17 protein-coding genes are annotated in these 14,064 nt (G+C 46.4%); 14 read left to right on the top strand and 3 right to left on the bottom strand.

What is annotated here, in order from left to right:
• Window positions 1-15: 15 nt before the first annotated feature.
• From QUD05_RS16530 to QUD05_RS16490, 9 genes are all read left to right on the top strand, one after another.
• Window positions 16-1,491: a phage tail sheath subtilisin-like domain-containing protein gene (locus QUD05_RS16530; RefSeq protein ID WP_289797013.1), complete on the top strand. Its 1,476-nt coding sequence runs from the start codon at window positions 16-18 to the stop codon at window positions 1,489-1,491.
• A gap of 3 nt (window positions 1,492-1,494) precedes the next feature.
• Window positions 1,495-1,932 carry a hypothetical protein gene (locus QUD05_RS16525; RefSeq protein ID WP_289797012.1) on the top strand — a complete coding sequence of 146 codons (438 nt, stop codon included), beginning with the start codon at window positions 1,495-1,497 and terminating at the stop codon, window positions 1,930-1,932.
• Window positions 1,932-2,510: a hypothetical protein gene (locus QUD05_RS16520; protein ID WP_289797011.1), complete on the top strand. Its 579-nt coding sequence runs from the start codon at window positions 1,932-1,934 to the stop codon at window positions 2,508-2,510. The genes QUD05_RS16525 and QUD05_RS16520 overlap by 1 nt, the downstream gene beginning before the upstream one ends.
• A gap of 13 nt (window positions 2,511-2,523) precedes the next feature.
• Entirely contained in the window at window positions 2,524-2,670 is a 147-nt protein-coding gene (locus QUD05_RS16515) for a hypothetical protein (RefSeq protein ID WP_289797010.1), read from the top strand.
• Window positions 2,660-5,152, top strand: a complete 2,493-nt coding sequence (locus QUD05_RS16510) for a phage tail family protein (RefSeq protein WP_289797009.1) — start codon at window positions 2,660-2,662, stop codon at window positions 5,150-5,152. The genes QUD05_RS16515 and QUD05_RS16510 overlap by 11 nt, the downstream gene beginning before the upstream one ends.
• A gap of 34 nt (window positions 5,153-5,186) precedes the next feature.
• Window positions 5,187-5,663, top strand: coding sequence for a hypothetical protein (locus tag QUD05_RS16505; protein ID WP_289797008.1), 477 nt, complete (start codon window positions 5,187-5,189; stop codon window positions 5,661-5,663).
• Window positions 5,663-6,508 carry a hypothetical protein gene (locus QUD05_RS16500; protein ID WP_289797007.1) on the top strand — a complete coding sequence of 282 codons (846 nt, stop codon included), beginning with the start codon at window positions 5,663-5,665 and terminating at the stop codon, window positions 6,506-6,508. The genes QUD05_RS16505 and QUD05_RS16500 overlap by 1 nt, the downstream gene beginning before the upstream one ends.
• 116 nt (window positions 6,509-6,624) lie before the next feature.
• On the top strand, window positions 6,625-6,798 hold the full coding sequence (locus QUD05_RS16495) for a hypothetical protein (RefSeq protein ID WP_289797006.1): 174 nt from the start codon (window positions 6,625-6,627) through the stop codon (window positions 6,796-6,798).
• 33 nt (window positions 6,799-6,831) lie between these two features.
• The gene (locus tag QUD05_RS16490) at window positions 6,832-7,251 is read left to right on the top strand and encodes a hypothetical protein (RefSeq protein WP_289797005.1); all 420 of its coding nucleotides are present in this window, start codon (window positions 6,832-6,834) and stop codon (window positions 7,249-7,251) included.
• Here QUD05_RS16490 and QUD05_RS16485 read toward each other — a convergent pair.
• Genes QUD05_RS16485 through QUD05_RS16475 form a run of 3 tightly spaced genes read right to left on the bottom strand, consistent with a single transcriptional unit; the run spans window position 7,234 to window position 8,279 of the window.
• Window positions 7,234-7,506, bottom strand: a complete 273-nt coding sequence (locus QUD05_RS16485; RefSeq protein ID WP_289797004.1) for a hypothetical protein — start codon at window positions 7,504-7,506, stop codon at window positions 7,234-7,236. The genes QUD05_RS16490 and QUD05_RS16485 overlap by 18 nt on opposite strands.
• Window positions 7,507-7,518: 12 nt before the next feature.
• On the bottom strand, window positions 7,519-7,779 hold the full coding sequence (locus QUD05_RS34095) for a hypothetical protein (protein WP_354666136.1): 261 nt from the start codon (window positions 7,777-7,779) through the stop codon (window positions 7,519-7,521).
• A complete protein-coding gene (locus QUD05_RS16475) occupies window positions 7,776-8,279 on the bottom strand; it encodes a hypothetical protein (protein WP_289797003.1) in 504 nt (167 codons plus the stop codon). Before QUD05_RS16475 ends, QUD05_RS34095 begins: the two co-directional genes overlap by 4 nt.
• A gap of 532 nt (window positions 8,280-8,811) precedes the next feature.
• Here QUD05_RS16475 and QUD05_RS16470 point away from each other — a divergent pair.
• The 5 genes from QUD05_RS16470 to QUD05_RS16450 all read left to right on the top strand — a co-directional run bounded on the left by QUD05_RS16470 (window position 8,812) and on the right by QUD05_RS16450 (window position 14,063).
• The gene (locus QUD05_RS16470; protein ID WP_502911432.1) at window positions 8,812-11,229 is read left to right on the top strand and encodes a peptidoglycan DD-metalloendopeptidase family protein; all 2,418 of its coding nucleotides are present in this window, start codon (window positions 8,812-8,814) and stop codon (window positions 11,227-11,229) included.
• Window positions 11,230-11,276: 47 nt separating this feature from the next.
• The gene (locus QUD05_RS16465; RefSeq protein ID WP_289797001.1) at window positions 11,277-11,411 is read left to right on the top strand and encodes a hypothetical protein; all 135 of its coding nucleotides are present in this window, start codon (window positions 11,277-11,279) and stop codon (window positions 11,409-11,411) included.
• A gap of 265 nt (window positions 11,412-11,676) precedes the next feature.
• Window positions 11,677-12,318 (top strand): hypothetical protein, encoded by a 642-nt coding sequence (locus tag QUD05_RS16460; RefSeq protein ID WP_289797000.1) that lies wholly within the window; start codon window positions 11,677-11,679, stop codon window positions 12,316-12,318.
• A 58-nt stretch (window positions 12,319-12,376) separates the two neighbouring features.
• Window positions 12,377-13,270 carry a hypothetical protein gene (locus QUD05_RS16455; protein WP_289796999.1) on the top strand — a complete coding sequence of 298 codons (894 nt, stop codon included), beginning with the start codon at window positions 12,377-12,379 and terminating at the stop codon, window positions 13,268-13,270.
• 4 nt (window positions 13,271-13,274) lie between these two features.
• On the top strand, window positions 13,275-14,063 hold the full coding sequence (locus tag QUD05_RS16450; protein WP_289796998.1) for a phage baseplate assembly protein V: 789 nt from the start codon (window positions 13,275-13,277) through the stop codon (window positions 14,061-14,063).
• Window position 14,064 lies beyond the last annotated feature (1 nt).

Raw genomic sequence — 14,064 nt, 5'->3', positions numbered from 1 at the left:
TATCGATAACTGCCCATGCCTCAAACGCTTAACATTAATCAATTAACAGCGCCCGGTGTGTATGTATACGAGGACACAGCAGGCGTCATACCTGCTGATATTGCCTCCTTTAACCGCGCCTATCTCATCGGCACGGGTACAACCGGAGCTTACAACACACCCACACAAGTTACCAGTGCTGATGATTTTGTTACCAAGTTTGGGACTTCCCCAAGTCTCAATTCGGTAAAACTATTTTTTAACAATATTTCTAATGGCATCCTTTTCTTTGTTCGTGCTGCCTCCAAGCAAATCGCAACCGTGACGGCAGGCACGCCAACAGAAGGAAATTACTCTTTAACAGTCAGCGGTACTGCCATCACTTACGCGGCAGATTCAACCCCTACCGCCCAAGAGATTGTGGATGGGTTGATTGGGGCAACTAACAGTAACGGCACAGTTGCCGCTCTGGTGACAGCTTCTGATGATGGCACAGGAAACAGTACTTTCATCATCACATCGGATACTGTAGGCACAAGTTTTACAGTCACATCCCCCACAGCCCCGGTAGGATCAACCCTTTCAGTGACAGTCAACACCTATCCTGGACTGGCTGACGATTACGTTTACGCTATTCAAAACAGCTTTGACCCCGACCTGCACGAGCAAGGTATTTTAATTTGCCCAGAAGCTTTTTCTGGATTGACCAACCAAAGCGATCGCACCTCAGTCGCCACCGCGATGGAAAACCTGTGTGCAACAGAGGGCTTTGACTGGATAACATTCGTTGACTCTGGACCTAGTGGGACTATTAATACCCCGGCACTAGCACAAACAGAATCTGCCAACTACACAACTGCACGCGGACATCTGGCTTATTTCTTCCCCTATGTGGTTGATTTATTCGACAACACGATTCCGCCATCTGCTGGAGTAGCTGCGATCGCGCTCCGCCGTTACCGTGCTGAAGGATTCCAACAGGCTGCAGCGGGGACAAAGTACCCGATGCGTGGGGTGAAGGATGTGGCAGTGATTGTCAAAAAGGCAGAACAAGCAGTAGTCAACCCCAATGGCGTGAACTGCATTCGCAATCTACCAGGACAGGGAGTGGTAGTTTATGGTTCTCGCACTCGTTCAGCCAGTCCTTACTACAAATTTGTCAATACAAGAATCATCCTCAGCGTCTTTAACCGCACCTTATTCACCGCCTTTGAAACAGGCGGAGTGATATTCAGCGCCGTTGATGGTCAAGGCGTTCTATTCACCCGCATTCGAGAGACAGCTGAGGCGATTTGCTACAGGTTTTGGAGTGGTGGCGCTTTCTTTGGCGCACAACCCAAAGATGCATTTTTGGTGAGGTGCGATCGCTCGAACAATCCGGCCATCGATTTGGAAGCGGGGATTGTGAGAGTTGACATTTACGTTGTCCCAGTCCCCACCTTGGAACGGCTGCTGATTGGCTCTTATCGCGTGGCAATTGACCAAATACAACAAGCAGCAGGAGCAGCATAAGATATGGGAGCAACAGCAAACCCAATTACCCAACAGCAGTTTTTAGTGACCATCAAAGGCATCGATAGCTACTGGGAAAAGTTTTCAGGAATTAAAGATAAAGCCGACACCAGCGAGTATTCAGATGGCTTGAGCAACCGCAAATTCAAGCTAGTAGGCCCGCGAGAACTAGATGAGTTTGATTTAGAAAAAGCCTTTGATCCAATTGCTGACAAACCCATCATCGACTTTTGGCGCAACTACTGTGACGGCAATAAAGAAGTTATCACCGTCAGCATTACCCCAGTAACTTACTGCCCAGAAGTAGAGCCGATTGGCCCTAGCGTAATTATCTACGGCGTTCGTCCGACTCAGCTTGAAGGGTTTGAAGTTGACAAGAAAAGCAACGATATTTCAATGCTCAAGCTCACGTTTATCGGTGACGATTGGGAGTACGCATAATGGGTAGAATTGCACGAGTAGAAGTGGAGGCTCAAGAGCAGGGGAGCAGGGGAGCAGGGGAGCAAGTCTCCATTGCCCTGAGTGACGGCACACTAGCAACGTTTCGCCCCGTAGTTTTAGAAGATGTGCGAGCAATCACTGCATCTGGCATCGCCAACGAAATTGAAGCAGCCAGCCGCATCATAGCGAGAAACTGTATTAAGTGGGGAGACAGACCAGGAATCACCCTCCCGCAGTTGCGATCGCGTGACATTGAAGATATCGAGCTAATTAGCGAATCGCTCTCCCCAAAAGAGATACCCGAATTTGTTGAATTGCCTGACAGATCGAAATCCCTCACTCTCGGTAATGGAATTGAGGTGATTTTCCGTCGCCCCAATTACGGCGATGCTGAAGCAATTAGCAAAAATAAAGGTGGTGGATTGGAGGTACAAATTGCGATCGCGCTCCGTCTTTGTATCAAGTGGGGCGATCGTGATGGTGTGGATGAAGCCACACTCAATAAGCTGAATATGGGTGACTGGCAGGGGGTCGCTAAAGTCGTAGATTCCTTTCGCCCCAAACCTAAAGGCGATTGACGAGGATAGCTTTTTGCGAATTGTCTATCATCTCAACGGTAAATCTTTCAGCAATTTGAAGGACTACAAGGAAATACCTCTTGATACCCTACAGAGTATGGTGGCAATTCATGTAGAGGCAGTAGAAAGCGAAAGAAAGGCATGGGTTCGTGGCAAGTAGCTTAGTCGATTTAATAGTTAGAGTTGCTGGAGCTGCCGCCGCTACTAGCGCATTTGGTAGAATTGGCGCGGCGATGGGGGGACTTGGGCGTTCTGCAAATACTGCGTCTGGAGGAACACAAAGTCTTACTAGCGCGATCGCTGGCGGCATCATCCAAGCTAATCTCTTGGGACAAGCTTTATCACTAGTGGGTAATGCTGCGTCTCTTATGGGGCAGAAATTCGAGGAAGCTAAAACGATTGAGATGGGAGATGTGTCTGCCGCTTCCACATTCGCAGCGCTAACTGGTAAATCCTTTCAGGAATCCTCAAAATTCGTCTCAGATTTCAGTAAGGAAATATCACTTGTAGCAGGAGCACTACCAGGAGCGACCAAGGACTACAATAAGGTAGCCAACTCCATCATGGATAATGTTATTCCCGCCTTTAAAGATGCCAATGGGGTGCTTGACCAAGGCAAATTTCAAGAGAACTTGGTCGATATCACCAAGAAAATGACGTTGATGGGAATATCATCTGGGACGGATGCTCAGGCGGTGGGTATGTTCACCGCTAGATTGCTAGATGGTAATGTCGCTTCAGCCAAGCAGCTGCTATTTGCTGACAACAACCCTGCGTTTATGGGAAAATTCAAGGAAGCCTTAGAAAAGCAGGGAAAAACTGAGAAAGACTTCAAGACAATGACCTCTAAGCAGCGATTGGAACTAGTTCAAGCTGTATCTGAGCAATTTATTTCAAAAGATGTAATTGACGCTGCATCGAACACAGTTGATGGCTTGTTGGCCGGCATTGAATCAAGTATTTTCGACCCCAAATCTGGCGTATTTGGGCTGTTACGAGATTTGACAAAAGATGAGGGCAACCAGACGGTAATGACCGCAGTAGCTAGCAGTATCAAAGCAATGATGAGCTTTTTTGATGCTGGAGCTAGTATATTGCAAGCCTTGGGAGTGCCGAGTGTTGACCCGATGCTAGTACTTTACAACGGCATTAATATTTTTACTGAATGGGTAAAAAAGGCATCAAGCTTTGCTACCAATCTTGCTAATCTCGCGAAGGGTGCAGGGGGAGGAATAACTGGAGCTAGCGCGATTATAACTAAAATTTTTAATCCTGATTTTATTCTTGGTAGCTTCCAAAAATTAATCAATTCAATTCAAAGTTTTATCAAACCAGATATTTTAGTTAGCAGCTTCCGAGGAATGATGGGAGGGGCGCAGAAGTTTTTCAAGCCAGATGCAATACTAAATGGACTGGAAAAATTATTAAGTGGTGTGAACACTTGGATTGGTCAATTCTTCTCATGGCTTGTTGCCTCTTCAGGCAAGATTTTATCTAGTGGTGGCGGGGCTATTGGCTTTGGCGTGATAGGGGTAAAGCTTGGGATATTTGGCGGACAACTGATAGGCAAATTAATTCAGTTTATTATCAATCTACCTTGGGGCGATATCCTCATCTTCATTGGCAATCTAGCTCTTGCTGCTATCCCTTTTGCTATTGGTTTAATCGCCGGCTTCCGAGCCAGCATAATTTCAGAAATTGGTAAGGGATTGCTGAGTATTGGCGCGAAACTCCTGGAGGGATTGAATAACGTCGTTCTAGTGGTTAGCTACTCAATCTCTGAATTTTTCAGCTATCTTGTCAGCGCAAGCGAAACTGCATTTAATTTGGGGGAAAATCTGGGGAATCTAATTGGCGAAAAGCTGTTGGAGGGATTGAATAACGTCGTTCTAGTGGTTAGCTACTCAATCTCTGAATTTTTCAGCTATCTTGTCAGCGCAAGCGAAACTGCATTTAATTTGGGGGAAAATATTGGCAATTTAGCTGCTACTTCGATTCAAGAATTCCATTCTGCTATTGGCTCTGCTATTACTTCTACTCAAAGCTTTTTTGCGACTATTGGAAATGCGATCGCCGATATGTGGAATCAGTTACTCTCGGCGATTACTGGAGCAATTGGCAGCGTTATCAATCAAACTAAAAGTACAATAAGCGCTCCTGTAGCCGCCCTAAACAATTTCGTTACCAATCCCATTGGGACTGCTAGCAGTGCGGTTGCTGGTGTTGGGCAAGCTGTTTCTAATCCTATTGGCACTGCCAGCAGCGCAGTTATTGGCGCTGGGCAAACTGCTTTTAACTTGGGACAAAATATCGCTTCTGGAGCCACCAATTTACTCGGCTTTTACAAGGGGCACATCCCTACAGCAAGTGGTGGATTGCTGGGAGCCTTCGCTACTGAATCTCGTAATATGCCATCTGGCGCAAGTCCAGTTGTGGCAAATAGCTCAGAATTCATTTTGACCCCGGCACAGATGGGGCGCTTAATGCAGGGTAGTGCTGCCGTTGGGTCATCCGCTAAAAGCACAGTTTTTTCCCCAGTCATTAACGTTTATGGGGTGAATGACCCTGTGGCGATCGCGCGCCTTGCACTGGAGCAACTCGAAATCATGTATGCCCAGCAGCAAGAAGGGCAACTAGCTTAGGGAATTTTAAGGCAAAGAAGAAAAAAAGAAAATCATGCTAAAACAGCCTTTGCTATTCTTTGCTATGCAGTTGGACGAGACACCACAACTTAACCGTGGGCGCTTGTTTTTGTGCGACTACGAGAAAGGAATCGTAGGCAGATGGATTGCGACATCAGGACTAGGGCAATATCAAGGGACAGGAGATTGGAGTAAACAAGGCGGGGGAGTAATTCCGCCAACATACGAGATGAAAACGCCAATAGATTTTTACAAAGTTGCTACCAAGCCAGTTGACTTGAAGCACGTCAAAGGAGTCGAAGGTAATGGATACCCAATTACACCCTTTACAGTTGAAACTAAACTTGGCGTGAAGAGAAGCGATCTGTTGATTCATAAAGATGCCAACCAACCTGGTAGTCTGGGATGCATTGTTTTATCAACTCCAGAATTTGCAGACTTTGAACGTGTGTTTAGTGCAGAATGTAGCGATTTCGATTCAGTTAAATTGCTGGTTGGCTACACCTACTAATGCGTTTCAATGATCTGGCTTACACAACTCTAGCTACTGCCAGCAAAGAATCGAAGGCGATCGCGGCGGTTTTGCTGGAGTACGATATCTCCGGTAATACCCCCAAGCCTTTATGGGTATTTCTGGTCAATCCCCAATCGCTGAGATTTAGCCGGGAAGCCAAATACACCGAGATTTCACCACTGGCATCGCAGCGATCAGAAATTCAATACGCCGCTACCACAGGGCAAACTCTCTCAATCCCTGACCTCATCCTGCAAACTTGGTACTGCGGCAAATCTCTACGACCACTGCTTGAAGGGATAAATTTGCTACTAGAAGCAGATATCAAGAATAAAAAATACGCTCCTCCCATTCTCAAATTCCAGATGGGGACAAGGGAATTTGGCCCGTGTGTGCTGACTAATGTGCAGTGGGAGGAATCGGCGTGGTTAGGAGGTGAGCCAGCATCGGTAAAGCTGGGGCTAGAACTAAAGGAAGTTCCCAAGGTGATATCGCGGGGAGAAATTGAGCAGCAAAAAACTAAGGGGATGGAAACTGCCAAGGCAACCCGCGAGAAGCAGGGCAAACCTAGATTGCCACTGACTGATAGGCAACGCACTGATGCGGCGGCTCATGCCAAGAAATACCTCGAAACCAATATCAAGCAATGGGCGGCTGATGTCCAGGCAGCGATTCGGGGAAACAAATATAAGTTATCGACTGATGCCAACAGTGGCGCAGTTGCAATGGTTGGAGTTGGTGGTAAGAGTCTTGGTACAGTCCTTACATGGGATGGATTTCAGGCTAAGACGGGGCAAAGTGTAACCACAATTCCTCTGGTGACTGGTGGTAAAGCACCTTAAGCATGAACAAATGTATCTGGCGGATTCCGCCAGATAGCCAGTTACACAAACAAATTAAAATACTATGTCTAAGTTATTACCCATCGAAAAAAACGAGCAAATAGTCGGTTATTTTTTTGATTGCCCAAGCTGGTCACGCTTTGTATGTTCGTCCTTACAGAAATATTGTTGGTGCAGGCTGGGATTTCAACGGTGATATGGAAAGACCAACATTTAGACCTAGCGTTGTAAGTCGCTATCAATTTAGCTCTGAATCAGGTAAACCAGATGAGGTGGCACACATCCGCTAGCAGGGCTTACAGTCAATATCCCCGATCTATAAAATGACCAAAACCAAATCTGGAGACACCATAGCCGCGATCGCCTCTCAAATCTTTAATGGCGACGTTACCCGCTTCACCGAACTGCTCGACCTCAACCCCGATATCGACGTATTTGGGGAATTGGTGGAAGGGCTGGATTTGGAGTTGCCCGACACCTCCCAAATCCTCAACTATGCCCGTCCGGTGTTGTCGCAGATTGGCGAAACGCTTGATACAGCGACCAATACGCTCACTACCCTACAAACGCAATTACCCAGCAACTTGCAGGGATATGCGGCAGATGCCCTGAAATTGCTGGGTGATGTGAATGGGGTTTTGGGAGATGTGGAAACGACGCTGACCAAGACACAAGAACAAGTTTCGAGTTACGACGGCAAGCCAGTGCAGTTGGTGAAGTGGTTGTTAGGCGGACAAGTTTAGCTTTCTTGAGGCAGTGTGGTCTTGGGGAGCTAGTGCGGTCTTGGGGTTTCCCCAAGTGGAGCATCTGGCGTGGTTTCCACTCGTGTTCAACTGCCGTTTAGCATCATAAATACTAGCTTCACCACCGCCATTACAAAATGGGCAATCTTCAGCCGCTTTATATTCTCCACCCTTGTCTTTTTCGATGTACGCTCCAGTGCCACCGCAATACTGGCGATCTCCACTATTTGGATCTTCAGCTTTTTTCTTAACCACAATTACTCCAAATTAAATCAATTTGATTAATTTGCTCAAACCTTCTTGAATTAAAGCGATCGCGCCTTTCATGGCATTGCGTTGCTTATTGGTCATTGGGGACTCTTCATCGCCCCAGCAAACCTTCAATTCTCCCTTTGCGATCGCACGCATTAGCTTGGAAATATTCGGATCTTCTCCCCATGTCTGCCCGAAATCTAAAGCAATCTGCTCTAACTGTTGCTTTTCTTCGGCAGAGAGGGAGAGAGTGATTGTCTCTCCCTTGCGGCTCATAATTTTGCTAATCCCGCATCAATATTGTCTCGATTGTCGATCCACCATTTTGCAGAAGTGGGCAGGGAGAAATCTTTCTTCTTCCAAGCAGCAGCAATATCTGCTGCTGATTTGTGGGCGATATCGAAAGCCCATTTGATTTGTTTTTCCGATCCAGATAAATTCAACGAATCTATAGCATGATTTACATCTTCTAGTTCGGGTTCACTTATCACTTGTTCGTCTTCGTCTTCAAACTCTTCGTCACCTGCGAACGACTGGCAAACATTTAAAGCACGGCTATAAATATCCTCATGCAGATGCCCACTGCTGACTATAAAAGGCTGTTGAATTGCTTCTGCAATTGCATCTTCGGCGATTGCTTGATAACTTTCTCCTTCTGGTAGTCCGAAATTATTCTTTAAAAATTCGACCAGATTTTTTAAAGCTTTTTGTGTTTCTGGGTTTTGGAAATCTACCCTCTTTTTTATTACCCCAGTGTTTTTGTTTAAAAGTCCCATGCTAAGATCCTCTTGAATAGGTTGTTTTATAAGGCTTTGGGGTCGCATCCCTTTGCCTCATATTTATATTTAATCACCTAATTTTGTCCGTGTCAATGACAAAGTGTCCGTGTAAAATAAGGGAATTATAGGAGCGTTGTAACTGTGTTTCGCCGTGCGCCTAATTGCCCCCTTTTGTCGTTGTCGAATTGGTGAGAGTGTTTTTGAATCAGGCGATCGCTTCTTGCTCGAAGTGAGCGTAGAACTTGGCGAAAGCGAAAGGTCGAGCCGTGGATCGTTCTCAATCTACGATCCAGGTTTAGTAATTGGCGGAAAATTCCAACAAATATCGTTTACCAGTGGGGGCATTGAAGTACCGCCAGAACTGCTATCTTCCTCCAAACAGCAAGCCGCCACTGCTACACCCACAACATCAACAACATCTGACGCAACCCTCCCCACTTCCACATCAGGCGGCGCGGCAATCCTTACCCGTCCTACTGGTCGCTCGAAATCTGCTCAAGCCGATTACTACAATCGTGTTTGGTCAACAATGTCCATCCGCCCTGATCGCCTGGGGCTAGTAAAAGAGGCGGCACAGCAAGCGATCGCTAACCAGTCGAGATACCAGACTATATCTGCTAAAACTGGTGTGCCGTGGTACGTGATTGCGGCGATTCACTACAGAGAGTGTTCCTACAATTTCAACCAAAATATTGCCAACGGCGATTCACTCCAGCGCAAAACCGTGCGCGTGCCAGCCGGGAGGATTCCCGGTGTTGCTCCTCCCTACACTTTTGAGCAAGCCGCCATCGATGCGCTGACTTCAGATAATCGTTTTAAGGGTGTGAATTGGGGTTCTATCCCTGACTTGTGCTGGTTTTTGGAGCAATACAACGGGCTGGGGTATTTGTTTAAAGGGCGACCATCGCCGTATCTGCTTGCTGGCTCTCAGCACTATGATTCAGGAATGTATGTTGCCGACGGCAAATACAGCAGTGGCACAACCGACAGACGAACTGGAACACTCCCCATAATCTGGAGTATCCAAAATTCCAAGCGGACGATGACCCCAGAAACGCAGCCGCAGCCACCCCAAACTCAAATACAAGCGGTCACGCCGCCACAAGAAACTAGCATTAAGGGGACTGAAATCATCATCGAATTGGGGTTTGAGCCATCGCAGCTAATCGCCTACCACTTCATCCATGTCGCTACTGATTCAGCCAAAGGTGAAAAAGATGTCACCGTATTTACAGGGCAAAGCATTCGCTGGCTGATGACCAGGCGGACTGAGAACAAAAGCTTTGAAAACGTCACCCTGCGTCAACTGGCAGAAATTGTATGTCGGCAGCACAATCTGAAGCTGGAGATGGAAGGTAACGGCCCAACGTATCAGTTTCTTGACCAAACAGGCATCACCGCTTACGAACTCCTGTTGCGGCAATGCCGCTCAATTGGCTATACCGTCAAAGATGAGAAGAATAAGCTCATACTAAAACCCAGTGGCAGACCTGAGTACACAGGGATTGTCATTGATTGGGAAAATGTGATCAACCTCCGATTTGGCGATAAAGCCAGGGGCGATCGCACTTCAGCTTCCGGCGCATCTGCCACCTCTCCCCCCACTCCCGCAGCTGCATCTAAGGCAGTGATTGACCGCCAGACTGGGAAGGTGGAACAACAAAAAACTGAGGATAAGGCAGGAACGGGGAAAACTCCCAATGGTGTGACAGGGGCAGCCGCGCCGCCAGTTGTGGGGAATGTAAAATCAAAGCCCTCCACGACCACCGCCGACAATACGCCAACCGTTCGCCCAAGAAAACGGAAGCTACTGTTACCACGGCTGATACCAAAAAGAACACCGACGGCACAACCACAACCNATTACCACTATCACCAATAAAACCATTGAGCGCGGCAAGGTGGAGACAACAGTTTTAACGAAGTGGCAGACGGGAGCGACTGTCATCAAAAAAGTGGTGACGACGACAGAAACGACCAAAGGAACGACCATTGAAACCGAAGACATTGCCGCCAATGGTGTCATCACCAAGTCCACGACCAGCAACAGTCAAGTTTCTAAAGCGGCGCTAGCTAGCCTCACTCTCAAAGCAGAAGATCCGCCTTCAGCACCAGTCACGGCCAACCCTGGAAAAAGTGAAGATGGGGCGGGAATGCCGAGACAGGCGATTGGCGCGATTGACTTGGCTGATGGCAGGGCACAAGGGGAGGCGATCGCGGATGAAGCCAAAAGAATCAAGGGGTATGAGTCGGAAGCGACTGTTATTACTACGCCTGAGTATTTGGCGATCGCGCCTGGGCAAATTATCGGCATTTCTGGTGAACTTGTACCAGCGCCATTTAATCGGGAGTGGCGAGTCAGCAGCGTATCTCACAAGTTTCCGGGCGGGGTGACGCAGTTGCAGTTCTACACCCCACAAGCTGCACCTGCCGTGGAGTCCGCACCTGTGGCGACGGCGGCGGGGACTACTGCGATCGCTTCTGTTGCTGCGCCTGGTAAATTCATTTTCCCAGTTCCCAAAGGAGCGCAAAGTATTGGAGATGGGTTGGGGACACGCCCAGGGCGAAAACCCGGCTATTTACACAAGATATTGGATGTCGCCGCGCCAATGGGAACGCCGTTTGTTGCGATGGCAGATGGCATTGTTACAGCAGTTAAATTGCGTAATGGCGGTGCTGGAAATATGATTACTATCCAGTACGGTGGCGGGTACGAGTCCACCTATATGCACTGCATGGATGGCGGCATTTTAGCGCAGCAGGGGCAGCAAGTAAAACAAGGACAAGTAGTTGCTAAGTGCGGTTCAACTGGAGACAGTTCAGGGCCACACCTGCATCTTCGGTTCCTGCTTAATGGCAGCCCTTGCTTGCTTTCTCAAGTTGGAATCGATGTCCTAAAAATAGGCTTACCAGTACAACGATTCAATAAAACCTGCGATAAATATTAGTCTATGTGCTTCCAAGAACGTTTTCGGACGATCCCAGAAACACCTGTTTGAGTTATGCCAAACTGCTGGGCGATGTGCAAAGTGCGATCGCCCAGAGTTGCCGCTCGTGGGGCGAATTTTTATTATCTAATCATGCTTTGAATACTATCAATAGCTCAACAAAAATATTAGAAAATACTTGACAGATTTAGCTAGCTTGTTTTAGTTATTAATTAACTCTTAACAACACAAAACATGCAAGCGCATAATTTTATTAAACGCCCAGACAAAAGACTAGAATGCAAAGTTTGCAAGTGGAATTGGGCAAGCAAAACAAACACTTTTTGTCCTGGTTGCATTCGCTATAACTGGGGCAGCCAACCTCCTCATTTAAAAGACAGGGTTAGCCTTCATAAGCAAAATCTAAAACCTAAAAAAGGCGCAAATCCAAGTGGTTGCTTCTACTCAATGAAGCGTAACGATTGGACTTGGTATTATGATGAAAATGATTGTGAAATAGCAGACACGCAACTACCACCCATCGTCCAGTGGGATGACATAGGCGAACTTAAAACCGTAGGGCAACTCAAGAAAATAAATTTAACTCCAAGTGAAGATACGAAGCCTCGTGCAGTTGCCTGGGTGTGGGACAAAGATATTGAATGGGGTGTGTGGATTCCGCTTTATCATGAAGATGATTGCAAGTGGAATCCCAAAGACGGATGGATTACCAAGTTTCAATTACAAAAAACATACCTACTTTCGAGAGGGTGGATTAAGCAACTAGGAGAACCAGATAAAGAATTAGTAAATCAACGCTATCCTAATGGGCCAACTATCAAGCTTTATTCTAGAAAAAGAGTTGAGCAATTCTTAGCAAATAACGCCGAAGCCTACGCTGAGTGGTTGGATAAACGCGATAAATATATAGCTATTTTTGAAGCCAATCGAGATAAGATATTTGCAAAACGTAATGCAGCAATTGAACAAACTAAAATGTGTTTAAAATGCGCTTCTGGCTGTTCAACACCAAAAGGATTTTTATGTGCAATTTACCCGATGGGGTTGCTTGATATGCCTTGTCATGATTTTCAAGAAAGAGTAGATTAAGTGGCGATCGCTCGATAATTTACTTGTCCGTAAAGTTTATAGTTCTTGATGCTTGCCTATGCGCTACGCTAAAAGCTTGTTGTATGGCGTAATTGTAGATGCCTCTGAATCTAGCTACCGTGATTACGCAAACTGGCAACTAAGATGTCCAAAATGTGGAGAACCTATTTACTTAATCGGCGCATCTAAGCGCCGAGAACACACAAGATTAGCGCCAAAATCAAAACAAATAGTTTTGGTAAAAAGCGCCGAAGTTAGACCTTCATTTGCTCATTTTAAAAGCTTGGCTGATGCAACTTGTGAGAACTTTAACAGTCAAATAAGCCAAGTTGATATTAATAGATTCAATGCAAAAAATCGAGAGCAAAGGCTAAAAATATACAATTCTAGATTTCTAGAAATTGTGGGATACGATAAAGATAGTATGAGAGGATGCTTTTTCAATGCTTTTAAAAAAGTTAATAACTGCAATAACAAAGCAGCTAAAGCAGTTGAAAAGTCTACTGCTACTGATTTTTTAGGATTAGCGGTTAAATTTAATCCTGAAATTTTTAAAGAAGCAAGTAGGATGAGATTAGAAGAAATCAAAGCAGAAGAAAACCCATTAAATTGCGTTGATGCAAGCTTTGTCGATGAAGCAGCTACCAAAAGTTTTTTAATATGGCTAAACAAACTTGACATTGATATGCAAACAATATTTGTAGGAGAGGCGATTTCTTTTTTAAAAACGAATGCTTGTAAGGCGATCGCCTTACAGTTATTTGAACTAGCCTTTCATCGATTGGCTTTACACAATAAAAATATATCTAATTTAATAGATGTTTCTAAGGTTTTTTCCAAAAACCAGGAAGACGAACAATATACAAAGTTTATTCACTTATGCGTTAATGAGTTGATCGAAATATTTGCCTTAACTGATTGGGTAGGAGCAATAAAGAACGGGGAAGCCTAAGCCCATGTCCCAAATTTTAAGCACCCTTGCCGAACTAAACAGGCTTAAAGCCCAACTCGCCGAACTCCCCAACCGCGTGTATGGCTTGCAAATTGGCATTGTAACTGATAATGCCGATCCTCTCAATCAACGCCGGATCAAAGTAAGCCCCCAATCCAAGGCAGGTTTAGCGCCAACGGATTGGCTATCGCACTGCAACCCAGCCCCCGCGATGGACGCTCCCATTCCTGTGGTTGGCTCTACCGTGTACTTCCAATCTTTGGACGGCGACCCCCATGATGGGGTGTGGCTGGGCGTAACGCACAATGACACCAATCCGCCAGACCCAACGCAATCTGACCCAGTGCGTGACTGTGCCGTGGAAGTAGCCGGGAACGATCGCCGCACAATCATCGGCTCCAGTACGCACCAGACGGTAGGCGATCGCATCGACGAAACTGACCAAAACCACGTGGTGAAAGTCGAGCAAAACTATGCCCTAACTACCTCTGTGGGCGAAATCAACCTAGAAGCCGCTAACAACAGAGTCACCATCGCCGGACTCACTGAAGTGCGATTAGAAGATGGCAGTGGCGGTTACATCGTTATGAGTGGCGGACAATTACGTTTTGGCAATGCCTCTGGGCAAGAGTGGCAACTAGGGGGAGCATCCGGCACAAGCTGGGTGTGGAATGCAGCGGGGGCAACTATAAATGTTTTAAATGCTGGCGGTTTTCAAATTAATGGTAAAGAGGTTGCAGTCGTTGGTGCTATCGATGACGATGGCGACCATATAATCAACCGGGGTTACTAAT

Origin of the sequence: Nostoc sp. GT001 (genome assembly GCF_030382115.1) — a bacterium.
Lineage (GTDB): Bacteria > Cyanobacteriota > Cyanobacteriia > Cyanobacteriales > Nostocaceae > Nostoc.
The sequence above is the reverse complement of the archived record's forward strand: the minus strand, read 5'-3'. Positions and strand labels throughout refer to the sequence as shown.